Source organism: Paenibacillus sp. 2TAB19, from assembly GCF_052115185.1.
GTDB lineage: Bacteria > Bacillota > Bacilli > Paenibacillales > Paenibacillaceae > Pristimantibacillus.
In genome coordinates this window covers 60,175-86,623 of sequence record NZ_JBFRGE010000006.1, presented here as the reverse complement: position 1 = coordinate 86,623, position 26,449 = coordinate 60,175, and the positions used below count along the sequence as shown (strand labels likewise).

Genomic DNA, 26,449 nt, shown 5'->3' with positions numbered 1-26,449 from the left:
TAATCATCCTTGCAGTCACCTGTCTCCGTTAACACGCCTGTTAAGGCAGCCAGAACGGAAAAGCCGGCTTGGAAGCGGTTTCTGATGCAATGGCAAGTTCAGGTCATGATCTTTCCGGCGCTTCTGTTCATACTCGTTTTCAACTACATTCCGATGTACGGCGTGCTGATGGCGTTCCAGGATTACAACTTGTACAAAGGCTTCCTGAATAGTCCCTGGGCAGGGTTCAAGCATTTCGACATGTTCTTCAACTCCCCTGACTTTTTCCGGGTTATCCGCAACACGATCGTAATCAGCGCCCTGAAGCTGGTCATCAACTTCCCGGCTCCGATCGTACTTGCGCTCATGCTGAACGAAGTGAAGAACATGGCATTCAAGCGGATCGTTCAGACGATCAGCTACTTGCCGCACTTCCTGTCATGGGTAATCGTATCGGGCTTCACGATTTCGATGCTGTCCGTCGATAACGGCAGCTTGAACATTTTGCTCCAAGCGCTCGGCATTATCGATAAGCCGATCAACTTCTTGTCGATGCCGGAGAACTTCTGGGCCATCATTATCACGACGAACTTGTGGAAGGAAGTCGGATTCGCGACGATCGTCTACTTGGCTGCGATTGCAGGGGTCGATCAGAGCATGTATGAAGCAGCTTCCATAGACGGCGCGAATAAGTTCAAACAAATTTTTCTCATTACGCTGCCGTCGATTACGCCTGTCATTATCATCTTCTTAATACTTAGCATCGGCAACCTACTTAACGCGGGCTTCGACGATCTGCTCCTGCTCGGCTCAAGCCCGATGCTGCGCGACGTCGCGGATGTAATCGACACCTATGCGTATCGAACCGGCATTATTAACAACCGATTCAGCTATGCAGCCGCGGTCGGATTGTTCAAGGCCATTATAAGCGTCGGCCTTCTTACAGGCGCGAACTATATCGCAAGAAGAGCAGGGTCGAGCCTATGGTAGCCGTTAGCTGTGTCATTTATTTTCAGAAAAGTGGTGAATCCTTGTGAAGCTAAGCAGCGGAGACAAAACCTTGCATACCTTCATCTATATATTCCTCGTCCTGCTTGGAATCGCAACGCTGTATCCGTTCTGGAACGCGGCAGTCATTTCCTTCAACGTCGGTATGGATACCTCAAGAGGGGGCGTCACGTTCTGGCCTAGGGCGTTCACGCTGGACAACTATCGAATCGTATTCCAAGACGGCAGAATCGTAACTGCCTTCTATATCTCKGTGCTGCGGACGATCTCCGGCACGATTCTATCGATTTTTATGACGGCGATATTCGCTTACGGCATGTCGGTCAAAGGCGTCATGGGCAAGAAGTTCTACATGGTGTTCGCCGTCATTACGATGTATTTCAGCGGCGGCCTCATCCCTTACTACCTGCTTAACGTCGAGCTTGGTCTTATGAACAAGTTCATGGTTATGGTTATACCGACTGCCGTCAGCGTCTTCAATATGATTATATTCCGCACATTCTTCATGGGCTTGCCTTCAGGCCTTGAGGAATCGGCGCGAATCGACGGGGCCAGCACGTTCGGCATCTTCTTTAAGATTGTACTGCCATTGTCCGGACCTGTTTTGGCTACGCTGTCATTATTCACAGCCGTCTATCACTGGAACGATTGGTTCACGCCGACGATCTTCATTACGAAGACGGAGCTGTTCCCGGTACAGACGATGCTGCAGCAAATTCTGAACTCGAACATCATGTCGGAGCAGCTTTCCATTGCAACGAAGGGCAACGCTTCCGCTGCCGACGCGCTCAGCCGAATGCAGAGCGTAACGACCAAATCGCTGACGATGGCGACAATGATGGTTGCAACAATCCCGATTATTATGGTATATCCGTTCGTACAGAAATATTTTGTGAAAGGCGTGCTCGTCGGCTCGCTGAAGGAATAGGCGCTGGAATGGGAGTATTCAATCCTGCCGCCTAGCTACCGGCGGGTTATGAATAGATAAATGAAAGTTAAGAGTACAAACATAACGGGAGGGTTTAAAAGATGAAAGGAAAACAGCTGCTCGTTCTACTTACGGCGCTAACTGTTACCGCAAGCATGACCTTGGCTGGATGCTCGTCGAACAACGACAAGCCTGCTAACGACCAGAAGCCTGCGCAAGGCAGCAACAACGGCGGCAACAAGGAAGGCGACAAGAAGGAAGAAAATGGTTTTGTATTCGGCGAACAGCCATTCACTTTCACCTATTATGTTAACTACGATTGGTGGACAACCGAGCCATGGGGGGCTAACCMGAACAGTAAATGGGTTCAAGAGAATAAGAAAGTAACCGTTGAGCCGATTCAATCCGGCGGCGCAGCTGCACAGAAGCTAAGCACGATGATCGCATCCAAAGAGCTTCCCGACGCGATGATGATGGACCGCGGTCCGGACGTTGAGCGTCTGAGATCAGCAGGCGTGCTCGTTCCTTTAGATGACTTCATCGATAAATATCCGAACCTGAAGAAGTGGGCAGGCGAAGAGACGCTGAACATGCTTCGCTCAAGCGACGGCAAAATCTATCAATTCCCGAACTGGTTCACGGCTGCTCCTACGGGCAATGGCGGCTGGTTCGTCAACTCGAAAATTTACAAAGAGCTTGGTTCTCCGAAGCTTGAAACGACGGACGACCTTTACAGCTACTTGAAGCAAGTGAAAGCTAGCTATCCGGATGTTGTGCCTCTCGAAGTCGGAAGAACGGCAGAAGGCGTGGAAGTCATGTTCCCAGGCTTCGGCGAAGGCAATACGACGGCTTACAGCCATATGAAATCTTATCCGGACGGAGACAAATTCCGCACGATCTATGATAATGAAGCTTGGAAAGAAAATATGGTATACGCAAGCAAGCTGTTCAGAGAAGGACTTATTACGCAAGACGCGATGACGCAGAAGGAAGATCAAGTGAAAGAGAAGCTGGCTACAGGCCGCGTAGCGGTTTATGTAGGCGGCAATGCAACGAACGTMGGCAGAGAAGGCCACAATACGTGGAAAAACGCCGACCCAAGCGGCGGCTATGAATTCATCTGGCCAATCGTTAAGCCAGGCGTAGACAAAAACAATGTATTCCCGAATGGTTACAATGCGCTCGGCTGGAATGTCAACGTTATTACAACGAACGCGAAAAACCCTGAGGCGATCTTCGCATACCTGGACTGGATGGCGGGCGAAGAGGGTCAACGGATTATGTTCTTCGGTCCGCAAGGCTTGTATTGGGATGAGTTCGACGCAGACGGCGCTCCGATTCCGAACGACAAGTGGTACAGCACGCCGCAAGAGCAGAAGGATAAAGAGAAGCTCGAGGCCTACGTATGGGCAGGCAACGCGACTTATGTAGATACTTCGAAAACGAAGATTGAAATGATGCTTCCTAAGGAACAACAAAACTGGGGTGCGATCGCGCAATTCAATGTCGCTTGGAAGACGTCGCACAACAACACGGAGTACAATAATATCGATCCGGCTCCGGAAACAGAGGAAGGCATCATTAACCAGCAAGTAACTGAGCTTGCGGCTGAATACTTCGGTAAAATGCTGTTCGCGAAGAGCGACGATGAAGTGCTTAGCTTGATCGAGCAAGCGAAAAAAGAGACGGACGGTCTCGGCTTCCAAAAGGTTCTTGATTACCGTACGACGAAATGGCAAGAAAACGTTGCGAAAATCAACGGCAAGTAATATATTCATGTAGGCTTCAAGGTCAAGAGGGTGTACGCCGCCAGGCGTATGTCCTCTTCTTTGGGCTTAACGGCGCTTAAGGAGGCGGGATCATGTACAAAGTGTTGCTAGTGGACGACGAGGAGCTAGAGTTGAAAGGCATACGAATGCTCGTCCCATGGAACGAGCTGCAGATGGAGGTTGTCGGCGCATGCAACGACGGATTCTCGGCGCTTCAATTTCTTAATGAGAACGAGGTCGATGTGCTCGTATCCGATATTCGGATGCCGATCATGACCGGCATCGAGCTGGCAGGCAAGGCGCAGACGATACGTCCTGGCCTTAAAATTGTATTCGTAAGCGGGCACGAGGACTTCAATTACGCAAAAGGGGCCATTGCGGTCAATGCGAGCAGTTATGTGCTCAAGCCGGTCGGCGATGCGGAAATATTCGAAGCGTTATCCGGCGTGCGCAGCACGCTTATCCGCGAACGCAATCAGCAGCAGTGGGAGCAATCGCTTAAGCAATCGATGTCGTATTTCCTATTCAGAGGCAAGAACAGCGGTACAGGCTTCGCTCCGACGTTCGATATAGCGCAAGCAAGCCCCGCTAATTTGGATGCCATCGTAGAGAGCCTGCTTGTTGCGATGGCCAACCATGAGCTGGAGCGGATGAAGGATTTTCTTGATGAATTGTTCTTTAATGTGAAGCAGATTGGCAGCGACAAGGCTGCATTGCAAGGTTATGTGACATATATCGTATCGAAGCTCGATACGTTCTTGAATGATTTGAACGAGGATTTGAGCGTAATTCTGGAACGTGACGCTATGCAGGTGGATCAGCTGTTTCAATATGACGACATTCACGCCTTCCATGGTTGGCTGACGACTACGATAAGCCTTCTAGCCAACAAGCTGCAAAGCAAGCAGCAGCGCAAAAATATGAAACTAATCCGAGAAATCGAGTTATATATAGATACTAGATTGCATCAGAACGTGACATTGAGGGAGCTGGCAACCGCATTCAGCTTCTCGCCCAATTATTTAGGGCAGCTCTTTAAGGAGGAGACGGATGAGCATTTCAGCGACTTCATGACGCGCAAGCGCGTGGAGAAGGCGAAGCTTCTGCTTAAGGATACGAGTCTCAAGGTGTACGAGGTTGCCGATCAGATCGGCTGCGGCAGTCTTGCCTACTTCAGCAAGCTGTTCAAGGATGCAACCGGCATGACGCCGGGCGATTATCGCAAACGAAGCTAACTAAAGGCGATCAGCCCGCAGAGGGGACGAGGAGACGAAGCAATGGCAGCAGCCAGCAAGAGACAGAGACGAATGATTCCTTTTGGTTACAAGCTTATGGCATCGTATCTCGTTATTGTACTTATACCCGTTATTCTGATCGGTTACTTTGCCTATACGACTTCCGTGAAAGCGATTACGGAGCATGCGAAGTCGACCATTCAAGGCACGCTCACGCAGACGAAGGAAAATATGATGTATCAGATCGATCAGCTTCAGCGAACGTCCGATCAGTTGTACTGGGACTATGCGCTGCAGGATGACCTTCGGCTGAATGAATACAGCTGGACCATTTACGACAAGACAATGAAATCGATCGTGCCGAAGCTGCAGAACGCCATTAACTTAACGCCGAATCGGGCGCTGCTTAAGTTTTATATTACGAATAAGACGTATCCGGAAATATACGCTGTACCAACGAAGGGGAGCGACCCATTGCTATTGGTCGATTCCTTCGAGCTGTTCCATATGGATCGGATCATGAATACATACTGGTTTAAATCATTTCAGTCGAGCGAAGTCGACGCGGAAAAAATTGAGAGCCGATCCTTCTGGCGCCAGATCGAGGAGGATGCGAGATACGATAATATCTCCTTGCTTCGGCCGATGTTCGACTACAAGAAGCAAAAACAGATCGGCTTCATGCGTATTATCGCTCGGATGAAGGATATTGCCGGCAGCGCGGATTATCGGAAATTCGGCGACAAGAGCAGCGTTATTATTTTGAACGAAAACGATCGGATCATTCATGCCTCCTCCAAGGAAACCTCCTATCCGGCATACGCAACGTGGACGGAGGATCTGTCACGAGGGCATCTGACTGTCGTGGAGAAGCTTCCGAATGTCGATTGGACGATTATTGCTTTAATTCCGCATAAGGATCTGTCGAAGGAAGCCGATAAGGTGAAATGGCTGACCGTTTTAATATGCTTAGGCAGTTTCATCGTGCTCTCCAGCATCAGCCTGTTCATCTCGCGTTTCTTCTCCGTTCGCGTAACGAAGATCATTCGCTCGCTTAATGCCTTCCGCGAAGGACGCTTCGATAAGCGAATTCAATATTCGGGCAATGACGAGTTTTTCCAAATCGCTGAAGCGTTCAACGATATGGGGCGGCATATCAACTCGCTCATCAAGGAAGTGTACGAAGTAAGGCTGGAGAAGAAGGAGGCGGAGCTTGAAGCGCTTCAAGCGCAGATCAATCCTCATTTTCTTTACAACACGCTGTCGTCAATTAGTCGCCTAGGCAAGTTCGGCGAGATCGACAAGCTCGATCAGATGGTAACCGGCCTCGCTAAGTTTTACCGGCTGACGCTCAATCATGGGAAGTTCATTATTCCGGTGGAGAAGGAAATCGAGCAGGCAAAGACGTACATCGAAATTCAGAAGATCAAATACGGCAGCCGTGTTGAGGTTATGTATGACATAGAAGCAGATGTCTACGGGTATGATACGGTTAAGCTTGTTTTGCAGCCTTTTATCGAAAATATATTGGAGCACGCGCTGTTCCAAAGCTGCATAACGATCAAATTATGTGCATATCGGGAGAAGGACGCCATTGTATTTAAAATAATTGATGACGGCGTCGGCATGAAGCCGCAGCATGTTCTGGCGATCAATCAGCGCAGCGGCGGAGATCAAGCAGGTTACGGCATTGGCAACGTCGATGAGCGAATCAAGCTGCAGTTCGGTCCGCAATATGGCGTCGAGATCGGCAGTCGATTTGGCGCAGGCACAACCGTCCTTATCCGCATTCCGTTATATAAGGAAAAAAATTTTAAAAAAACTGAAACCTAAATAATATGGGCTTCGTAACTATACGGTAATCAGAATGCTACACAATTGCATAGCGTACTGAACACTCCAAAGGGGAGTAGCTTTTACAGTAAAGTCGTCATTACGAGAATGACCTTCTCCGGCTTTATTGGCAACGTCAACGTTGTTAGCCAGACCTTTGCCTATTTAGGCAGAGGTTTTTTTTATGCCTCGGGAGATACTACAAATTAAATGGAGGGATCAGCATGGATTTATCACTGTTGTTGGAGTACGGTTGGGTATTGCTAGTATTGATCGTACTGGAAGGTTTGCTTGCGGCGGATAACGCGCTTGTCTTGGCGATTATGGTTAAACATTTGCCTGAAGAGCAGCGCAAAAAAGCATTGTTCTACGGTTTGGTCGGAGCATTCGTGCTTCGTTTCGGTTCCTTGTTCGCCATCTCGTTCTTGGTGGACGTATGGCAAGTTCAAGCAATTGGAGCGCTTTACCTGTTATTCATTGCATGTAACCACATCTTCCGAAAGCTTCTCATCAAGAAAGCTGAGGACGAAGCTGACGAGGCGGCAGGCAAGCCTGCCAAGGAGAAGAAAGGCAGCAGCTTCTGGATGACGGTCGTTAAGGTCGAGATTGCCGACATCGCTTTCGCCGTTGACTCGATTCTTGCAGCAGTAGCGCTTGCAGTAGCGCTTCCGGCAACAGGCTTGGGTACGTTTGGCGGTATGGATGTTGGACAATTCACCGTTATATTCCTTGGCGGATTTATCGGCTTGCTTATTATGCGTTTCGCGGCATCCGCATTCGTCAAGCTGCTGGAGCGTAAACCGGGTCTTGAGCTTGCGGCGTTCTTCATCGTAGGCTGGGTAGGCGTTAAGCTGGCTGTTATTACACTTGCACATCCGTCCATTGGCGTTGTTTCCGAGCACTTCGCGCATTCGACGGGCTGGAAGCTGACGTTCTACATCGTACTCATCATCATCGCGGCACTTGGCTGGTTCTTGTCGAGCGACAAGGAAGAAGAAGAAGGCAAATCCAAAGCAACTGCTTAATGAGTAGCAGAAACAGAATCAGATGAATAACCGAATAAAGTTGTTGTCCGTTGCGCCGTTATCTTCCTGTATAATAGTTGTACTGATACGTTAGGTGGAGGAGATACAGGTGGCACAGCTTTATTACAAATACGGAACGATGAACAGCGGCAAGTCGTTCGAGATTATTAAGGTCGCCCACAACTACGAAGAGCAAGGCAAGCCGGTCCTTATATTCTCGCCATCGGTCAGCGCCAGAGGCGAGGTAGACCGAGTCGGCTCGCGCGTAGGCTTCGAGCGTGATGCGATACCGGTTCACGACGAAACGGATCTGTTCGAAAGCGTGAAGTCGTTCCTTAATCCAGGAGCGCAGCATAAGCAAATTTATTGCGTTCTTATTGACGAAGCTCAATTTCTGAAGAAACATCATATATTGGAGCTGACGCGGGTTGTAGACGAGCTGAACATACCCGTCATGGCTTTCGGGCTGAAGAACGACTTTCAGAATCAGTTGTTCGAGGGAAGCTACTATTTGCTCGTGCAAGCGGACAAGATTGAGGAGATCAAGACGATCTGCTGGTATTGCGACCGCAAGGCGACGATGGTCATTCGCTTCCGAGACGGCCAGCCGGTCAATGCGGGCGAGCAGATTCAAGTTGGCGGCAACGAGGATTATAAGCCGGTATGCAGACGCTGCTATAACAATGCTTTCCGCGGAGAAAAGCCTGCAGGTGACGCTTTGACAGCGCACGAGGAGGCGTAAGCGATGACGGACTCGTTAAGATCAGGCGTTGGAGCAACGGAGGCACATGCGCTGTTGCTAATGGACAGCTACTTGCGCTGGACAGGCAGGGAGCTCGTCGACCGAGAGTCGTTAAGCAATGTGACGTCAGCTGCGGACTTGTTGTTTCAAGCCCCAAGAGTTATTTTGTCGCATGGCACGGAGGCTGACCCTGTATTAAACTTCGGCAATGCGCTTGCGCTTAAGCTGTGGGAGATGGAGTGGGACAAGCTGACGAGCATACCTTCGCGCTTGACTGCGGAGTCGCTGGAGCGGGAGGAACGCGACCGATTCTTCACCATGGTGACGGCAAACGGTTATGTTGATGATTACACCGGCGTGCGCATTTCCAGCTCGGGGCGGCGCTTCTATATGAAGCAAGCTACCGTCTGGAATCTGATCGACGCAGCAGGTGTGTACAGAGGACAAGCCGCGACATTCACGGACTATAGTTACATCGAGTAAGATGGGGCAAGAGGAGATAGGCTGTACCGAGGGTGACGAAAGTTGCCGACGGTACGGCCTTTTTTTTGCTTTAGGCTATGACCCCTTCGTATAAAAAGGATTACATTCCCAAATCAGGCGTGTTAGAGTAAAAAGAGGGGGTTTTAGCGACTGCCAGGAAGGGGAGATCAAGTGCTGTTGTTTCGATTGGAAGGGTTTGAGAACGTTGTAGCGGTTATCGGATTATTGCTTGGATGGTTGATCTTATTGGCGCTAGTCTGGCAAAAGTATCGGCGAGCGGTCGAGAAACCTCGTTTATGGCGGGCTTTGATCGTTTTTTTCATAAGCATCATTGCTTTCAGTATTCAGATGACAATAGGCGGAACGACGGCGAAGTTCGCTGTCTTGCCGCTCGGTGTATGGGTAGTCTATCTCGTTACGGCAAAGACGACTTGGAAGCAGTATCGTGCGATAGCTTGGATTGGTTTTTTGGCAAATTATATTTTTATGGCATCGCACTTGGCTGCTTATTATAGTCATGAGGTTATTTATCCGAAACGCGAGGTTGCTACCTATATTGCGAACGTGGATTCCGCTGGTATTGCATCCATCCACCCGTCAGCTACGGAAGCTGTCTTCGATCGGTCATTATTCCAGTCGAAGCTTAGTTCCTTGCGGCCGGAGGAAATGAATCTAAGCATGGACTGGTATTATGAGTCCAGGGACAGCGGGCGCGAGCGGTTTCCATACGCATTAATAGGCGTGGAACCGAGATGGGGCAGCGGCATTCATGCTGAAATCTTTATCCAGTCTGACGGCAAAGGTTTATTAGTCTCCAGGGGAGATCAGTATTATTACTACGTCTCTGAGGAGTCGCTTCTTGAGATAGGTGGTCGTACCGATGAATAAGAAAATCGTAATGACGATTCTGTTGGCCGTTATTGCCGGGGTTGTACTGTTTTTACAGATTGGAGTAAAACCGAAGGAACTACCTAATGCCGAGCAGGCTGCGGCAGCCATTATCAAACAATATCCAGAAGCTGGCGTGAAGAACATACAAGACATCGTCAAGCTGGACGCTCGACATGCTTTCGTTCCCTTCGTAACCGATCAAAGCGAGCATGGCATGAGCTTCTGGGTCTGGGACGGATTCAAGTGGGAGATCGGCGCGATTCAGATTAATGTTTATCCGCATATATGGGGGCTTCGGGCGAACGATCCGTCCAGCCGATACATCGTATGGAACATGAGTCCGGGATCGACGATTCAAGACCTAACCTTTTATTTTATTCGGGATAGGAACGGCGGACGGACGAACGGAATGGACTACTATAACCCGCGCATTCAGATGGAATGGAAAGCTATTCTTGCGGAACGGTCGTATGGCGCCGTAAAAATCCCAAAGGAATGGGCAGCTATGCTTGAGACGGATGGGCGTATGCAAAGCGCTAAGCTGCGGAGACCGTTCATGTTCGAAGTTAATCCTCGGATTTCTTCGTATTATATCGGATATATACCCGCCTTATCGGGGGAGAAGGCGACGCCTTTCGCCCATAACGTTAGCGGAGGCTGGAACAATGGATCCATTGATTTGGAATTCGTGCGTATACTGAATGAGGCAGAGCTGGAGTTTCCCCGTTAATTGCTCGACAAGCCTCGACAGCGGGAATTGAAATAATACAGCTATTAGCCATATGTACAGCCTGCAAGTAAAGTAAATCGAGAATTGAACAGTTTCGAAGCGTTAATCCATAGTGCAAGATAGAAGGGCGGAAGCAAAGTACCCGGACAGGGTACCGCGTTCCCGCCCTATTCTATTGGCAAGGGAGAGATAGTAGTKATGAAATCCAAACGAGCGCGGGTCAGCCTATTGTTGTCGCTGTCGCTGCTGTTGGCGGCAGGACCGCTGCCGGGAGTACAAGCATCGCCAGGCTCTGCGGGAACGGCAAGGTCCATCGCCGAGTACGGCGCGAACGGCACGGATACGTTGGACGACAAGGCAGCCATACAAGCAGCCGTCGATGCCGCATCGCCAGGAGACACGGTTCTCATTCCTAAAGGTACCTATTATTTGTCAGGCACGGTATATGGCAAGTCAGGGGTTGCTATTAAGGGCGCGAAGCAGAATCAGTCGATTGTGAAGTTCACCTCAGAGTCGGATACATACATGATCTATTTGCAAAATGTAACGAACGCTTCCGTATCGGATTTGACGCTCGACGGCAATAGCAGCTTAATTGCGATGTCGGCCGTCGCGGTGTCGGGCGGCAGCGACAACAGCATGAAGAACCTTCGGGTGAAGGACTTTACCGCCACCGAAGGATTCGGCCCGCATGCGCTGTTCGTTGATAACTCGCCGTACGTAACGATTTCAGGCAATCACATCACCAATATTGGAATCGCTTCCATTTGGGGCGCTGGCATACGTGCCGGATGGGGCTCTTCGCATGCCACGATTGAAGGTAATGTCATTGCCGATACGGGACGCGGCGGTATTCTCGTGAACGACAACAGTCCGTGGGCCGTCGTGCGCAGCAATAAGATTACGGGTTCCGGGCTGAAGGAGCATGGTCTCGCCATTGAATTGCATACAAACGTGGACAATTCCATTATTGAAGACAACCAAGTCGACTTCTGGATCAGCGCGGTCCGCTCCAGCAAGATTGCGGTTAGGCGCAATATCATTCAGCCGAAGGACGGCCGAGTCGGCAACATCGGCCTGGAGATTATGGCGGACGATGCGATTACGACCGATAACCTCGTGAACGGCGGGCAGCAGGTCGGGATTCAGCAGTCGCCGGGAACGGGGCATCAATATTGGGGCTACAACATCGTGAAGGACATGGTCATGTGGGGCATGCAGCTCCAAGGAGAAGGCTCCGGACAGAACGAGCAGTTCCAATACTTCTATAAGAACAGCTTCATTAATACGCAAGAGGGCAATCCGAAAGCGAATTATCCCGGTTATGACGGCAACGGCGTCCGGATTCACGGAAGCTCGCAGAACTTAACGTTCGACAGCAATCTGATTGCGGGTAACGGCCGCAAAGCGATTGAAATAACCGGTGCCGCAGGCGTTGATCGGCTGAGCTTCACGAATAACCTCATTACGGGAAATAAAGGGATAACGATGGATCCGTATCCTGCTGCGGCCGAGCATCTGGAATGGTCCGGCAATATCGTGCTCCGCAACGGCAGCAATGTGCAGCCGCAGTCGCGCGGCTTCCAAAATAAGAAGCCGGCGGCCGACTTCTCTGCTCCGGTTCTCATCCGCGTAGGAGAACCCGTAAAGTTCACTGACAGCTCGTTCGACAGCGACGGTACGATCGCCCACCGTCTATGGGACTTCGGCGACGGTCTGCCAAGCACAGCCGTCTCGCCGACCTATGTGTATGATAAAGCGGGTATTTACCGCGTAACGCTGGTCGTATGGGATAACGAAGGGCGCTCCCACCTGAAGGAGAAGAGCTTGCTCGTTAGGCCGGGAATGCCGGATCGCCAAGCACCGGCCGTGCCGACAGGCCTGGCATCACCGTCGCAGACCGATGAGACGGCAGAGCTGAGCTGGCAAGCGGCATCCGATAATGTGGGTGTCGTCGGTTATGACGTATACGTGGATGGAGTATTGCAAGGTACGACGGAACCGGGTGAAACATCGTACACGGTGACAGGTCTAGCGCCATTAACGACGTATAGCGTGACTGTACGTTCTAGAGATGCGGCGGGTAATGTATCGGGAGCAAGCTCGGCGCTTTCCATTACGACGGAGGCACCTGACTCGTCACCGCCTACAGCGCCTGAGAACCTGACGGCCGCTGCAGCGAGCGAAACAAGTGCTGTTCTCTCTTGGTCGGCATCCTCCGATAACAAGGTTGTAACGGGCTATGAAATATACCGTAATGACAGCCTAATCGGTACAACCTCAGGAGCAGCTGCAACTTCGTATACGGCTAAAGGGCTGCTGCCGGGCACGACGAGCAGCTTCACCGTGAAGGCGAGGGACGCAGCCGGCAATCGCTCGGATTCGAGCGCACCGGCATCGGTCACAATGAACGCGCCGACATCGGCTGTTAATTTGAGCGATTATGCTTGGGATTCCGGTACGGCAGGCTGGGGCAACATCCAGCTCGATAAGTCTTCGGATGGCCGGCCGATAACGTTGAACGGCGTAGTCTATGCGAAAGGTTTTGGAACGCATGCCGCTTCTGAGATTGTATACACGGTAGGCGGTGCGTATGAGAAGTTCCAAGCAAGCGTCGGGGTCGACGACGAGACGTACGGCAACGGTTCTGTCTCCTTCGAGGTATGGTTGGACGGGGTACTTGCTTACGACAGCGGCGTCATGGATGCGAATTCGGATACGATCGATATCGATGTCGATATTAGCGGTGCGCAGCAGTTGAAGCTCGTCGTCACGAACGGCGGCAACGGAACGGATTGGGATCACGCGGATTGGGGCGATGCCCGGATCCTATTTCAAGCGGAGTAAGCAGGAATCAGTTACTTGAAGCGAACGGGCCGCCCGTTGATCGAGCGGCCTGACGTTTGCCGGATAATCGGTGGGATATAAGTTGAGGAGGTGAGGCTTACGGACATGTCATGCAGATATACCAAGGGGTAATCGCATCATGACGGGGATAAAGACAGAAACCATTCTGTAACAAATCCAATTTAATTGAAGCGAGGGATTACTAATGACCAAATTAAGCAAGCGACCGAGGATGAAGACGCGCATATTCAGCGCCTTGTGCGCATTGTCTATGCTGCTGCCGATCTTGCCAGTACCGGCCGTATTCGCCGCAACGCTCGATATCACTTCTTATGGAGCCGCCGGCAACGACACGGTGTCCGACAGCGCCGCCATACAAGCCGCCGTCGACGCTGCATCGAGCGGCGATACCGTCCTTATTCCTGCAGGCACGTTTTACTTAACGAGTACGGTTAACGGCAAGTCTGGCGTGAAAATAACGGGTGCGAACCGCGATACGTCGATCATTAAATTCAATTCGTCTTCGGCGCTAACCTTCTTCTCCATGTACAATCTGACCGGCGCGGAAGTGTCCAACATGACGCTGGACGCGAACAATAGCACGGTCCCGCAGTCCGTAGTCGTTTCGGAAAACGGCAGCGGCAACAAAATGTTGAATCTCAAAGTGAAGGATATAGGCACGTCATCGGGCTTCGGTCCATTCGCCCTATACGGCGTCAATACGGATAATCTGACCATTTCGGGCAATATCGTCACGAATATCGGCGTCAACTCCGACTGGGGCGGCGGAGTTCGCGTCGGCTGGGGATCGGACAATGCGTTGATCGAGAACAACGTTATTCATCTTACAGGTCGCGGCGGTATTTTCGTAAACGACAATAGTCCGGGGGCGATCGTCCGCGGCAACACCGTTACCGGTACAGGCAAAAAGATGGAAGGTCTCGGCATCGAGCTTCATACGAACGTAGACAACTCCATAATCGAGAACAATAACGTCGATCACTGGATCAGCGCGGTACGTTCCTCTTATATCGCGGTACGCAACAATATCGTGAAGGCAACGGACGGAACGGTAGGCAACATGGGGCTGGAAGTCATGGTTGACCACGGCGTAACGAGCAACAACCTCGTCGACGGCGGTCAGCAGGTCGGCATGCAGCAATCGCCGGGCACGGGCTATCAGCTCTGGAACTACAACACCGTCAAAAACATCGTCATGTGGGGGATGCAGCTGCAGGGCGAAGGAACGGGACAAACGGAGCAGTTCCAATATTTTTATAAAAACGTATGGGAGAACGGACCGATCGGGCATCCTTCGGCAGCCTATCAGGGCTATGACGGGAATGCGGTTCGTATCCACGGCAATACGAAGAACATTACATTCGACAGCAACCAAATCATTAACAATGGGCGAAAAGCGATTGAGATTACGACGGCAGGCGGAACGGATCGTCTCAGCTTCGTGAACAATACGATTACGGGCAACGGCGGTCCTTCCATCGATCAATATCCGTCCTCGGCGGCGGATCTCGAGTGGAGCGGCAATACGGTCAGCGGCAATGGCACGAATACGCAGCTTACGAGCCGCGGCTTCAGCGATCCGAAGCCGGTAGCGAACTTCACGGCGCCAATGACGGTTCAACTCGGTCAGTCGGTGACGTTCACGAACACGTCCACGGACAATGGTACGATCGTCGAGCATTTATGGGATCTGGGCGAGGGTCTGCCGGTTACGACGGTCAGCCCGACATTCACGTATCAGAAGCCGGGTACGTATCAAGTTATTCTCGGCGTTTGGGATAACGGCGGCAGAGCGCATGTGAAGGAGCAGACGATTACGGTTGTAGCCGGGCCGCCGGATACGACGGCACCATCCACTCCTGCTAATCTGACATCGCCTGCGAAGACGAACACTAGCGTAACGCTTACGTGGAACGCTTCTACTGATAATGTCGGCATCGCAGGTTATGAGGTTTACGCGAACGGCGGTCTTGCCGGTACGACGATCGGCGGCAGCTCGACTTCGTATACCGTGACGGGTCTGACTCCGAACACGGCATACAGCTTCACCGTGAAGGCGAAGGATACATCCGGCAATATGTCATCAGCGAGCAGCGCGCTAAGCGTTACAACAGACCAGACGCCGGTTGCAAATTGGGAGCTGTGCGCGGGCGAGAACAATATGTGCAGCTTCACCGGCACGAAGGAAGTCCGCTACGGAGCGGGCAGCAGCTTCAATTACGGCACGTACACGAACGGCGTTATGTGCTCCAACAATACGTTCGGCGACCCGGCACCGGGGCAATATAAATCATGCTTCGTGAACACGGCATCAAGCGGCGGTGGCGGCGGAGATACGCAGGCACCGACGGCTCCAACCGGATTAACTTCACCGGCTAAGACCTCGACAAGCGCAGACTTATCGTGGACGGCATCCACGGATAACGTAGGCGTAACGGGTTACGAGATTTATAGAGGTACGACATTGGCCGGCACAACGACGGGGGCTACGACCTTTTCGGCAACAGGGCTCTCGCCTAGCACGGCATACAACTTTACAGTGAAAGCGAAGGATGCGGCGGGCAACGTATCGGCGGCAAGCTCCGCGCTTAACGTGACGACGAATGCGCCTGCAGGCGACACGCAGGCTCCTACAGCACCGACAGGTTTAACATCGACGTCAACAACGGCATCGAGTGTAAGCCTTTCGTGGACGGCATCGACGGATAATGTAGGTGTGACAGGTTACGAGATTTACAATGGATCTTCGCTTGCAGGTACGACGACAGGAGCTACGACTTACACGGTAACAGGGCTGTCGGCAAGCACAGCCTATAGCTTCACGGTAAAAGCGAAGGATGCGGCGGGCAACGTATCGGCTGCAAGCAGTTCCGTTAACGTAACGACTAGCGCATCGGGCGGTCAGACGTCGACAGGATCGATAACGCGAGAATACTGGACGAATATAACGGGACCGACGATCGGCAGCATTCCGGTATCGACAACGCCATCTGGCACGTCCTCGCTAACGAGCTTCCAGGCGCCTTCGAACTGGGGCGACAATTACGGTACGCGTATCCGCGGCTATATCGTGCCGACAGTAACGGGAACCTATCAGTTCTCGATCGCGGGCGACAACAACAGCGTGCTTTACTTAAGCACCGACAATACGGCGGGCAATAAAGTACAGATCGGCGAAGTCGTAGATTGGGTGGGCGAGCTGAGCTTTACATCCTACACGAACCAGCAATCCGGCCAAATTACGCTAACGGCAGGGCAACGCTACTATGTAGAAGTGCTGCATAAGGAAGAGAGCGGCGGCGACCATGTGGCGGTAGGCTGGAAAACGCCGGGCAGCTCCACGTACTCGGTCATTGATGGTGCGCATCTGGCTCCGATTCAATAGGCTTTAAAGGCATATAAAAAGCATATCCCCCTAGCCGTGGCGGCAGGGGGATATGCTTTTTTTTGCTGTAAACCTACAATTACTTCACGACGCCGCAAGCAATCCGAGCGCCGGAATTGCCAGATGGATCGGTTACATAGTCATCCGCTTTCTCATGGATAACAAGCGCTGCGCCGTCGGCCTTAATGATCGAATTCGGTTGTCCCTGCTTGAGGGTGACAACRGCAGTCTCTAGATCGGCGGTCACTTTGCCGTCCGCGCCGACTTCGATATTCGGTAGGTCGCCTCCATGGAAGCCCTTCGGATTATTGAAGCCATGCTGCTTTTGCGTCGGGTTGAAATGGTCGCCCGCCGTCTTGAAGTCCGGAGCATCGCATTTGCCGACCGCATGAATGTGGATGCCATGCTTGCCCGGCGAAAGCTTCTCTGCTTCAAGGTGGATGAGCACCTTATCGTCTTTCTGAGTCAGCGTCGCTTTGCCGATCGCCTGATTGTCGGCATTTACGATCGTTATCGAAGCGCCGTGCGCCTCATTGCCTTCATGTGCAGATACGGCTCCGAACGTTTGCGTTTGAAGCAGGAGCAGCAGTGCCGTCGTAATCGCGAAAATTTTCATCGTGAATCTTTTCCCTCCACATATGGATCATGATTTGCAACTGCTTGATTAAGCAGAGCATCTCTAGTATGTGTATAAATATGGAAACTATTCATGGGGCCGAACCTAGTTATTATTCTGTAGCGAGCTCTACGGCAAGAAGCGATTCCAGGTCGGCGGAATAGCCGCCAAGCGTATATACGACGTTGTTCAGCTTACCGCTGAAGCGGAACGGCGACGCATAGGTCGGGCTGACCGGTGTCGGGTTGTTCTCGCCGACGTGGAATTGCTCGTTCGAGAAGCCGAGATAGCCCGTATGTCCAACATGGCCTTCGCCGATTTTGGTGCCATTCGCATACAGTGTCGCGACACCTACATTGTCGCCAGTTTTGGCGAACCGGAACGTCACAGTAACGGCGCCGGCAGGCAGCTCGGAGTCCGAAGTAACGACATACTGGACACCGTAGGAATGATTGTAGAAGAACGTTAGCCGATTATGCTGCACATATAGCGAGTAACCTCCGAAGCGGCCGCCTTGGGCGACGATTACGCCCTCGTCCCGGGTGCTGGAACGATCCAAGCTGGCGTTGATTTCGAAAGGCTTATTGCGAATATCAGGCGCCTTGGCGAACGGCAATCCGAATGATGTTGGATAGAACGTGCGCGATACGACATCTTGCTTAGCCGGACGAGCGGACTCGATGCTTCTTACCTTCGCGATAATCGAGCGGCCGTCAAGCGGCAGCACGCCGTTGCGGCCGGCTTCCGCCCACCATAGGTCGACAAGCTCGCGCAGTCTTTCCGGCTGCTCGGCAGCTAAATTGCGCGATTCGGTGAAATCCTCGGCGACATGGTACAGCTCCCATTCATCTTGGGCAAATGGCGTATTCGGCTTATGGATAGCGACAGCCTTCCAGCCATCCTTCCAAATGCCGCGGTTGCCGATCATTTCGAAATATTGGGCAGGCTTGCGCGACGGGCCGTCCGCATCCTCGAACGTGTAAGCTAGACTGGTGCCGTGAATCGGCTGCTGGCTTACGCCTTTGTACGTATCCGGCGCTTCGATGCCGAGCAGTTCCAGCACGGTAGGCACGATGTCCGTCACGAAGTGGAATTGGCTGCGAACCGTGCCGCCTTTCTTGATGACGTTCGGATAATGGATGATGAGCGGGTCCTGCACGCCGCCGGCATGGACGAATGATTTGTACCATTTCAGCGGCGTGTTGCCTACTTGCGCCCAGCCTGCCGGGTAGTGGTTGTTAGCGAGATGGGTGCCGATCTCGTCGATCCGCTGGAGCTTCTCCTCGAACGATTCCTTTAGTCCGAATCCTTCCGCCCAACTATGAACGGTTCCTTCGTCGCCGCCCATGGCGCATGCGCCGTTGTCGGAGAGCAGCACGAGCAGCGTATTGTCGAGCTGTTCGATTTCCTTCAAGAAATCGACAAGCCGGCCGATATGCTCATCCGTATGCTCGAGGAAGCCGGCGAACGCTTCTTGTTGACGCGCGAACAGCTTCTGTTCGTCGGCCGTTAGATCGGCCCATGCCTTCACGCCTGGATTGCGCGGCGGCAATACCGCATCCTGCGGAATAATGCCAAGCGACTTCTGGCGCTCGAACCATTCCGTACGGGCAACGTCCCAGCCCTTGTCGTATTTGCCTTTGTACTTGTCGACATACGCCTTAGGCGCATGATGTGGGGCGTGAGTCGCGCCGTACGCGACGTAAGCGAAGAACGGTTTATCCGGAGCGGCCGACTTCTGGTCCCGGATGTACTGAATCGCGCGATCGGTTAAATCCTCGGTCAAATGATAACCTTCTTCGACGGTCTTCGGCTGCTGGACGGGACGGTTATCCTCGACCAGATCCGGGTTCCATTGGCTCGTAGCGCCTTCCAGGAAACCGTAGTAGCGCTCGAAGCCGCGTCCGAGCGGCCAATTGTCGAACGGTCCGGCGGCGGAATGCTCGGCTGCCGGAACGAGATGCCATTTGCCCACGGCGAACGTATTGTAGCCTTCTTCAACTAATATTTCGCTCAGAAGCGCCGTTTCTTTGCTTACTTTGCCGCGCGTGTTCGGGAAGCCGCTGTCGAAGCCGGATACGAAGGAGACGCCGGTCGCGTGCGGGTTACGCCCGGTCAGCAACGCCGCTCTCGTCGGGGAGCAGACAGCTGTCGTATGGAAGTTGTTGTATCGGAGGCCGCCTTGAGCCAACGCGTCGATGTGCGGCGTCGCAATGTCGGAGCCGTATGAGCCAAGATGGGCGAAGCCAAGATCGTCAAGCAAGATGACGACGATATTGGGAGCTCCGTCTTGCGGCTTCGCGGGCTGCGGCCAATGGGGGACGGAGTCTTCGACGGCTGCGCTGATGCGGCCTTGGAATTTTTCTTTTTTCCAGTTAGACATAATAGATTCCTCCTAAAGGATAGTACGAGCGTATTTACGTATGGATTAGAATTGGCGAACGCGGGAGCCGCCCGTATTCACGATGCCGTAGCGGCCGAGAAGTTTCCGGCCGGTCAAGCCGAGCAAACGGTCGGTCAGGAAGCCCATTAGGCCAAGGATGATCAAGCCGACGAAGATCCAGTCGGTCTTGAAGTACAGGCGCGAATTCCAGATAAGGAAGCCGACGCCTTCGTTCGCCGCAACCATTTCGGCGCCAATAATAGCCATGTAGGAAGTGCTCATCGCGAGGCGGACGCCCGTGAAGATATAAGGGATAGTTGCTGGAATGACGACATGGAACATGATCTGCGTCTCCGATGCGCCCATGCTTCGGGCGGAGCGGATTTTATCCTCTTCAATCGCCATCACGCCGGTCAAGGTGTTCAGGATAACGGTAAATATCGTGCCGTACATGATCAGAATGATTTTGGACTGCTCGCCGATGCCGAACCAAAGCATGAACAGCGTAATGAACGCGAGCGGCGGTATGAATCGGATGAAGTTCAAGATCGGTTCGGTAACGGCGCGAATGCCTCGAATTCGTCCCATCAGCAAGCCGATCGGAATCGCGATCAGACTGCCGAGCAGCCATCCAACGAGCACGCGGTAGAAGCTGTAGGCGATATAAGTGAACAGCGAGCCGTCTTGTGAAAGCTCGACGGCCGCCTTCAGCGTACGATACGGCCCGGGTAAAAAATCAGGATTGGAGGCCATCGCCGCCAGCTGCCAAATAAGCAGCGCTCCGAGCCATGGCAGAATGCCCAGCTTCAGCAGTTGTTTGAATATTGTCATCTTCATGCAGCTCCTTGGGGAAGAACGTTATTCGTCAAAATGATTTTGAATCGTGCCGAGCAGCTCCAGCACCTTCGGGTCGGACAGATCTCTCGGGTATTCAAGCGGGATATCGTGCAGGTCGGTAATCTGGGAGGAAGGACCGACGGACATGACGCCGACTCGCTGGCCGAGCAGAATCGCCTCCTGAATGTCGTGCGTGACGAAAATAACCGTCTTGTTCGTCTGTCTCCAGATGCGGATTAATTCCTTCTGCATCGTGCGCCGCGTCATCGCATCGAGAGCGCCGAACGGTTCGTCCATGAGCAGGATCGCGGGATCATTCGCCAGCACCCTTGCGAGCTGCACGCGCTGCTTCATGCCGCCGGAGAGCTCCTTCGGGAATTTGTCGGCATGGCCGCCGAGTCCGACGAGCTCGATATACCGGCTCGAGATTTCATGGCGTTCAGCCTTCTTGATCTTTTTCATTTTCAGGCCGAACTCGACGTTCTCGCGCACCGTAAGCCAAGGGAAAAGCGAGGCGTCGGCTTGCTGGAACACCATCGCCCGCTCGCTGCCGGGGCGTTGGATTTCCTTGCCGCCCAGCGCGATCTTTCCTTCCGTCTTGCCGATGAAGCCGGCAATCAGATTAAGCAGCGTCGACTTGCCGCAGCCGCTCGGGCCGAGCAGAATGAAGAACTCGCCGCCCTTGATCGTCAGATTGATGTCTTTGATAATATAATGCGGCTCCTTGTTGGCGACGGGAGCATGGAACGATTTGCGCAGGTTCTCGATATGAATCGCTTCTGACTGTCTTAATGGCTGCACGGTGATCATCCTCTCACGGTTTGTAGGTAACGGAGTCAGGGAATGCTTGCTTAAGCGGCTCCAGGGACAACTTTGTTTTTAGGTCGAAATCCTGCTGTAGGATGCCTTTGTCTTTGATGAACTGCTTCATTTCCTCCAAATGGGCGAAATCCTCCTGCGTAAATCCGATCGTATAGGTGAGCTGCTCCAAATCTTTCAAGACGCCTTCCTTAGGCAGCTTTAGCTCCTTAAATGCGAGCTCGGCCGTTTCTTCTTTGTGGCCTTCAACGTAACCAATAGCTTCGGATACCGCTTTTAAAATGTTTTCGACCGCTTCCGGATGCTCCTCGATAAATTTGGTTTGAAGAACGAAGTAGGACGAGATGTTCGCTTCGGCTGAAGAGAGGTCTGCGATCTTCTTGGCACCGTCGAGCGCAAGGAACTTGTCGATGAAGATGCTTGCTGCCCATACGGCGTCGATCTGTCCTTTCTGTACCCCGATAAGCGCTTCGTCCGGCGTGCTGTACGGAACGAACTTGATATCATCGGGATTGATCCCTTCGTTTTCTAGAAATTTGTACCAAATGTACTCGTATACCGTACCTTTGGCCACGCCGAGCTTCTTGCCGACCAAGTCCTTCGGCTCGTTAATATCGTCGCCCTTGGCGATTAGCACGGTAGCTGCAGCTTGATTCTCGGTCTCGCGGGTCAGCGTGCTTACGACCTTGAAGTCGCCTTTGCTGAGCGAGTTGAGGAGGGCGTAATCGGCGGCCGTTCCCGTGTCCGATCGTTCTACGAGCATGGCGTTGATTGTATCGATGCCGTAAGCGAAGTTGGCTATTTCGGCGTCGATGCCGTATTTGTCGAAGAGGCCTTGCTCCTCGGCAACCCGGAATTGCAGCGAGCCGCCTGCCGCCGTGTCAAGCGCGAAGCGCACTTTGACCGGTTTGCCGTCCGCGGCATCGCCGCTTGCCGAATTGGCATTATTGCCGCAAGCTGCTGCTAAGAGCGTTATGGAAGCCAATAGGATGGCTGCGGCCGTTTGTTTCCATTTGAATCGGTTAAATGGTTTCATCATCGATCACTCCGTTTATTTGTTATATAAAAATTAGCTATCCCGCACGCAGCGGAAGCCCATATGCCCCGTCGAGCTGTCAGGCGTATTAGACGTTCTCGCCGCGACTCTGTACCGGTTGCAATACGATTCGTGGCAGAGATAGGAACCACCGCGAACCGCTTTCTGCTGCTTGCCTGCATCGAACCAATTCGAGCACCATTCCCAGACGTTGCCCGACATATTGTAGAGGCCGTAACCGTTCGGCATGTAGGAGCTGGCAGGTGCAGTGCTCCCATAACCATCCTCGGCCGTATTGTTGACCGGGAATTGCCCCTGCCAAATGTTGCAGCGATGTTCGCCTCCAGGGGTAAGCTCGTCGCCCCATGGGTACCGCTTCTGCTCCAGCCCGCCGCGGGCGGCGTATTCCCATTCTTCTTCGGTGGGAAGGCGTTTGCCAGCCCATTCGCAATAGGCAGCCGCGTCATTCCAAGAAAGATGAACGGCGGGATGGTCTTGCCGCGATTCGATATCCGAATCGGGTCCCTCCGGATGGCGCCAATCGGCCCCGTCGACCTTCCACCACCAAGTCGCTCCTGGCACGGCCGCGTCTACCTTCGCTGCCGTTGTCTTCGATACGAATAGATGGAAGACGAACGACCAGCCGTATTGCTCTGCTTCCGTGACATACCCTGTGGTGTCCGTGAACGCCGCGTATTGCTCGTTCGTTACTGTCATTGCATCGATGTAGAACGGTTTAACCGTCACTTCGCGGACAGGTCCTTCGGCATCGGCGGGAAAACCTTCCTTGCTGTCCGTTCCCATCAGGAAGCTGCCGCCTGCCAAATAAATCATCGATTGCGACGTTTCAGGCTTGCGGGCAGGTGAGGCAATCGTCGCTGCGGCGGATACGGACAGTTTCTTGGGCAAGGGGGTGACAACGTCCCGCTTAGCCGAGCAACAAGATGGCTGAAGCTGCTCACTCATGGACGGTCTCTTCCTTAAAAATTTCATTGAATTCCTTCATGAGCACATCGGAATAGCCATGCAGCTGCCCGACGACCCTTTTGCAAAAATCGAGCATCAGTAGTTTCTCGTCTTCCGAGAAGGTTTGGAACAAGATGCCTCTCGAGTCTGATTTGCTGCCATGCAATCGCTCAATGAACTGTATTCCTCGATCGGTTAACTGCAGCATCATAACGCGACGATCGCTGTCGGGCCGGGTTCGGAAGACGTATCCGCCGTCTACGAGCTTGTCGCATAGCGCGGTCGTCGCTCCCGGCGAGAAGTCGAGCGCTTCGGATAGTGCCCCCGCCTTTTGCGGTCCTTCCATGTACAGCTTCGATAGTACGACAAGCTGAGGCGGCGATATTTCGTCGTTAATGAGTACCTTATCGCGCTCGACAACGAATTTTCGGATCATTTTGCGGAATGTCTCGTCCAGTTCTATGTCCAACGGTAGCTTAGCGGTCATTGTCCCTCCTCCAGAAAAGCCCAACAAAAAAGGCTTCCGAACGCATCGGGTATAGGAAGCAGCGCTTTGTGCGCAAGCAAGCCTCATACCGATATCTGTTCGGAAGCCATTGGTGGTCCAGTAGGCGTTCCTGTTTCCAAATTTATTTTGATGTAAAAATAAAATATCATAATAATTCCTACCTGTAAAGTGGGGAATTAGAAATTTGATTGCGTCCTTATTTCCATTTATAGTAAAGGGAAAAGAAAAAACGGTTGAGGTGAAGGGAATGCCGATTGAAATCGGACTGGCCGGCTGGGGCGATCAGGATCGGCTGTACAAGTCCGGCACGAGAGTCAATGAGAAGCTGGGCGTGTATGCGAAGCATTTTTCGGTCGTCGAGGTGGATAGTACCTTCTACGCGATTCAGCCTAGGGAGCGGTTCGCCAAGTGGGTGACCGATACTCCGGAGACGCTTCGCTTCGTGGTGAAGGCGTATCAAGGGATGACGGGGCATCTGCGCGGAGCGGGTGCGGCAGCAGCCGTCGCCAAGAACGGGGCGCTGCAGGACGGCATGTTCGGCGCGTTCCGCCATATGCTGGAGCCGGCGATTGAGGCTGGGCGATTAAGGGCAGCGCTGTTCCAGTATCCGCCGTGGTTCGATTGCACGCGCGAGAACGTACAGCTGCTTCGTGAAGCGAAGCGTCGGATGGAGGGCATTCCTTGCGCGCTTGAGTTCCGCCATCAAAGCTGGTTCGCGCCGGAGATGCGTGCTAAGACGATTGAATTCATGCAGAAGGAGCAATGGATTCACAGCGTTTGCGATGAGCCGCAGGTGCATCCGGGCTCGGTGCCGACCGTCCTTGAGACGACGGATGAAGAAGTGACGATTGTGCGGATGCACGGGCGCAACGCGTCCGGCTGGAAGCAGAGCAACGCGCCGAATTGGCKGGACGTGAGATATTTGTATTGCTATAACGAGGCCGAGCTTACGGAGTGGGCGGAGCGACTTCTTCTGTTAGAGCAGGGCAGCCGTCACGTTAGCGTTATCTTCAACAACAATTCCGGCGGGGATGCCGCCGACAACGCCAAGCAGCTCATGGCGATGCTGGGCCAGCGCCGTCCCGACGGCGGCGATCCGCTCGAACCGAAGGAGCGGGAGTTGCCTGCTCTAGAGCAATTAGATTTATTCGACTTGAATAATTCGTGATGGCGGAAGCCGTAGTGTCTTTTTGGGCAACTAATCGGACGTTGTATGCGTAATGAGGCCGAATAGTGTTCTTTCAGGCAACTAAATCGGCTTAAAATAGCATTGTGCGAAAAAAGCTTTGAATAGCTTCCCGAAATGGAGCTATTCAAAGCTTTTTTGTCATGGTCAGACAAATAGTTGCCCAAAAGGACGCTAATCGCGCCACGACAGCTATTGGCTACCGATCCGCTCCCGACTGAAGTCTGTAAGCGCGCGGGCTGATGCCGTGGAAGGCGCCGAACTGGCGAGTGAACGGATGGATAGATGTGTAACCGAGCTTGTCCGCGATGTCGGTTACGGAGAGGCTTGTCTCGATGAGCAGATGAGCCGCCCTCTTCATGAGCAGGCGATGCCGGTAGACGCTTGGTGAGTAGCCGGTCTCGCGTTGGAACAGAGCGTGGAAATACGAGCGCTTCAGTCCGCACATGGCCGCCCATGCATCAACCGATGAGCGTTCTTCAGGATGCGCGTCCAGATGGGCGAGCAGCTTGACGATCCGGTAATCGCTCGGCTGACGGGTATGAACGGCGTTATACCAGCTGAGCATCCAGGCGTATAGCAAACTGTTCGCCAGTTCGGCGCGGTAGTAACGTGTCTCTTCGAATAGCTTGGCAAGCGTGACGAACGAATCGAATAGCCATGGGAACGGCTGCAGCGAGAAACGGCTTGGCAGCATGGCAAGCTCGGGGCAATCCTCCTCGGTGGAGACGGTCTCGAACGAGAACGGCTCGGGCGCATGAATGAAATGCCGGTTAAGCGAGACGGGACTCGCCGCTTCCGTTGTCCACATATCGCAATACAAATTATAAGAAGAAAGCGGCTGTCCTGCTTTTACATGAAAAGCATGGGGCTCGCCGGGCCGCAAAAAAATAAGCGTTTTCCGCTCGATCGGGTACAGCTTGCCGTTCACTTCCATCTCGCCGGGGCCGTCTTCGAAGAGATGAAAGGCGTAAACGCTGCATACGCGCAGCTTCTCGTTCCAGCTCCCGTCATACAGATAGCGCATCGAATCACCGAGGAAAGGTTTCAGCTCGTTCAATGTTTTCATCATGCGTCTCCTTAAGATAGCGGATTATTCGTCAACTGATAGGATGGGCGGTCAAATACGGATTCGTTATTCAATGGTACAATAATGGCGAATTTTACGATAGTGGCTGATTCATGGCAAAGGACGATCAATCAAATGAGTGAGGGGATACGA

General features: G+C 52.7%; 21 protein-coding genes. 13 read left to right on the top strand and 8 right to left on the bottom strand.

Annotated elements, in window-relative coordinates; all coding sequences use genetic code 11:
• Positions 1–84: 84 nt before the first annotated feature.
• The 12 genes from AB4Z33_RS04295 (at position 85) to AB4Z33_RS04240 (ending at position 16,876) form a co-directional block, all read left to right on the top strand.
• Complete coding sequence (locus AB4Z33_RS04295; RefSeq protein ID WP_442048791.1) at positions 85–969, top strand: ABC transporter permease; 885 nt, start codon at positions 85–87, stop codon at positions 967–969.
• Positions 970–1,012: 43 nt separating this feature from the next.
• The gene (locus tag AB4Z33_RS04290) at positions 1,013–1,915 is read left to right on the top strand and encodes a carbohydrate ABC transporter permease (RefSeq protein WP_337100189.1); all 903 of its coding nucleotides are present in this window, start codon (positions 1,013–1,015) and stop codon (positions 1,913–1,915) included.
• Between the two features lie 101 nt (positions 1,916–2,016).
• A complete protein-coding gene (locus tag AB4Z33_RS04285) occupies positions 2,017–3,684 on the top strand; it encodes an extracellular solute-binding protein (RefSeq protein ID WP_442048728.1) in 1,668 nt (555 codons plus the stop codon).
• 92 nt (positions 3,685–3,776) lie between these two features.
• Positions 3,777–4,919, top strand: coding sequence for a response regulator transcription factor (locus tag AB4Z33_RS04280; RefSeq protein ID WP_442048727.1), 1,143 nt, complete (start codon positions 3,777–3,779; stop codon positions 4,917–4,919).
• Positions 4,920–4,961: 42 nt separating this feature from the next.
• Positions 4,962–6,752: a histidine kinase gene (locus AB4Z33_RS04275; RefSeq protein WP_442048726.1), complete on the top strand. Its 1,791-nt coding sequence runs from the start codon at positions 4,962–4,964 to the stop codon at positions 6,750–6,752.
• Between the two features lie 224 nt (positions 6,753–6,976).
• Positions 6,977–7,777 carry a TerC family protein gene (locus AB4Z33_RS04270; protein ID WP_442048725.1) on the top strand — a complete coding sequence of 267 codons (801 nt, stop codon included), beginning with the start codon at positions 6,977–6,979 and terminating at the stop codon, positions 7,775–7,777.
• Between the two features lie 109 nt (positions 7,778–7,886).
• Complete coding sequence (locus AB4Z33_RS04265) at positions 7,887–8,519, top strand: thymidine kinase (RefSeq protein ID WP_442048724.1); 633 nt, start codon at positions 7,887–7,889, stop codon at positions 8,517–8,519.
• A 3-nt stretch (positions 8,520–8,522) separates the two neighbouring features.
• A complete protein-coding gene (locus tag AB4Z33_RS04260) occupies positions 8,523–9,002 on the top strand; it encodes an MEKHLA domain-containing protein (RefSeq protein ID WP_442048723.1) in 480 nt (159 codons plus the stop codon).
• 171 nt (positions 9,003–9,173) lie between these two features.
• The gene (locus AB4Z33_RS04255) at positions 9,174–9,890 is read left to right on the top strand and encodes a hypothetical protein (protein WP_442048722.1); all 717 of its coding nucleotides are present in this window, start codon (positions 9,174–9,176) and stop codon (positions 9,888–9,890) included.
• Complete coding sequence (locus AB4Z33_RS04250) at positions 9,883–10,623, top strand: hypothetical protein (RefSeq protein WP_442048721.1); 741 nt, start codon at positions 9,883–9,885, stop codon at positions 10,621–10,623. Before AB4Z33_RS04255 ends, AB4Z33_RS04250 begins: the two co-directional genes overlap by 8 nt.
• Before the next feature lie 198 nt (positions 10,624–10,821).
• Positions 10,822–13,470 (top strand): NPCBM/NEW2 domain-containing protein, encoded by a 2,649-nt coding sequence (locus tag AB4Z33_RS04245; RefSeq protein ID WP_442048720.1) that lies wholly within the window; start codon positions 10,822–10,824, stop codon positions 13,468–13,470.
• A 205-nt stretch (positions 13,471–13,675) separates the two neighbouring features.
• Positions 13,676–16,876: a fibronectin type III domain-containing protein gene (locus AB4Z33_RS04240; protein WP_442048719.1), complete on the top strand. Its 3,201-nt coding sequence runs from the start codon at positions 13,676–13,678 to the stop codon at positions 16,874–16,876.
• A 79-nt stretch (positions 16,877–16,955) separates the two neighbouring features.
• Here AB4Z33_RS04240 and AB4Z33_RS04235 read toward each other — a convergent pair whose 3' ends face one another.
• The 7 genes from AB4Z33_RS04235 to AB4Z33_RS04205 all read right to left on the bottom strand — a co-directional run bounded on the left by AB4Z33_RS04235 (position 16,956) and on the right by AB4Z33_RS04205 (position 24,020).
• The gene (locus AB4Z33_RS04235) at positions 16,956–17,492 is read right to left on the bottom strand and encodes a superoxide dismutase family protein (RefSeq protein WP_442048718.1); all 537 of its coding nucleotides are present in this window, start codon (positions 17,490–17,492) and stop codon (positions 16,956–16,958) included.
• 112 nt (positions 17,493–17,604) lie between these two features.
• Positions 17,605–19,875, bottom strand: a complete 2,271-nt coding sequence (locus tag AB4Z33_RS04230; protein WP_442048717.1) for a sulfatase-like hydrolase/transferase — start codon at positions 19,873–19,875, stop codon at positions 17,605–17,607.
• A gap of 45 nt (positions 19,876–19,920) precedes the next feature.
• On the bottom strand, positions 19,921–20,706 hold the full coding sequence (locus AB4Z33_RS04225; RefSeq protein ID WP_337100177.1) for an ABC transporter permease: 786 nt from the start codon (positions 20,704–20,706) through the stop codon (positions 19,921–19,923).
• Positions 20,707–20,733: 27 nt separating this feature from the next.
• A complete protein-coding gene (locus AB4Z33_RS04220; RefSeq protein ID WP_442048716.1) occupies positions 20,734–21,522 on the bottom strand; it encodes an ABC transporter ATP-binding protein in 789 nt (262 codons plus the stop codon).
• 4 nt (positions 21,523–21,526) lie between these two features.
• Entirely contained in the window at positions 21,527–22,570 is a 1,044-nt protein-coding gene (locus AB4Z33_RS04215) for an ABC transporter substrate-binding protein (RefSeq protein WP_442048715.1), read from the bottom strand.
• A gap of 30 nt (positions 22,571–22,600) precedes the next feature.
• Positions 22,601–23,533, bottom strand: a complete 933-nt coding sequence (locus AB4Z33_RS04210; RefSeq protein ID WP_442048714.1) for a formylglycine-generating enzyme family protein — start codon at positions 23,531–23,533, stop codon at positions 22,601–22,603.
• Positions 23,526–24,020, bottom strand: coding sequence for a MarR family transcriptional regulator (locus AB4Z33_RS04205; RefSeq protein ID WP_442048713.1), 495 nt, complete (start codon positions 24,018–24,020; stop codon positions 23,526–23,528). The genes AB4Z33_RS04210 and AB4Z33_RS04205 overlap by 8 nt, the downstream gene beginning before the upstream one ends.
• Before the next feature lie 268 nt (positions 24,021–24,288).
• Between AB4Z33_RS04205 and AB4Z33_RS04200 the strand changes: the two genes are divergently transcribed.
• The gene (locus tag AB4Z33_RS04200) at positions 24,289–25,209 is read left to right on the top strand and encodes a DUF72 domain-containing protein (protein WP_442048712.1); all 921 of its coding nucleotides are present in this window, start codon (positions 24,289–24,291) and stop codon (positions 25,207–25,209) included.
• Between the two features lie 217 nt (positions 25,210–25,426).
• Here the strand turns inward: AB4Z33_RS04200 and AB4Z33_RS04195 are convergent, their stop codons facing one another.
• On the bottom strand, positions 25,427–26,299 hold the full coding sequence (locus AB4Z33_RS04195; RefSeq protein WP_442048711.1) for a helix-turn-helix domain-containing protein: 873 nt from the start codon (positions 26,297–26,299) through the stop codon (positions 25,427–25,429).
• Positions 26,300–26,449: the final 150 nt, after the last annotated feature.